We start from the raw sequence: 671 nt of genomic DNA, 5'->3' as shown, positions 1-671 counted from the left end.
GATTGACACTAACAAAAACATCAATATTATTTAACCACGAGCTAACTAAAAAAAGATTAGGCAACCAAGCATTGCTATCTGTGACATAACTATTAAAAAAAATTAGCATGACAAACCAAGTAATTATATGATTAGGAAATATTTTCCCTAACCGTTTTAGCCAGAACCGACCATTTGTTTGATTAGGATTGGCTGACCAAGTAAGTACAAACCCGCTAAGAATAAAGAAAAAAGAGACCCCCAGCCATCCTGCATTTTTAAAAAGAACCGCATAATAATTAGCAAACTGCGCGTCCTGGAAAGGGTTAAGCATCTTGCCAAGTGAAGCATGGAAGAGAAACACTAACACAGCTGCGAAAATTCTCATTCCAGTTAATGAGTGTAAATTAGGAGGTCGAGATGTATTCGTCAGAAGATGATTCATTATCAGGCACCTCATTAAAGATTTAAAGAAGTTAACAGTTTTTTCCCAAAACTAAATCCCGGCGTTGACGCATTGCGTAGATAGCTATCAGCAATCCAACTCCAGAAGTAATTGCTCCGACCCAATTAGGAGATACGAATCCATATCCTGCATTAATAGCCGCTCCTCCTAACCAGACTCCACCTGACGCTCCTAAATTAAATGCTGAGATGTTCGCAGCAGAAGCCAATGTCGGTGCACCAGTTGC

At 39.3% G+C, this 671-nt stretch carries 1 protein-coding gene and 1 pseudogene; both read right to left on the bottom strand.

From position 1 onward, the window contains the following. The coding region (locus J1785_RS00505; protein ID WP_217218545.1) for an acyltransferase family protein at positions 1–424 on the bottom strand (424 nt) is incomplete at its 3' end. A 31-nt stretch (positions 425–455) separates the two neighbouring features. Beyond that, a pseudogene (locus J1785_RS00500) lies at positions 456–671 on the bottom strand (hypothetical protein); the annotation flags it as partial.

Origin of the sequence: Rahnella perminowiae (assembly GCF_019049755.1) — a bacterium.
GTDB lineage: Bacteria > Pseudomonadota > Gammaproteobacteria > Enterobacterales > Enterobacteriaceae > Rahnella > Rahnella perminowiae.
This window is presented reverse-complemented; position numbering and strand designations above follow the sequence as displayed.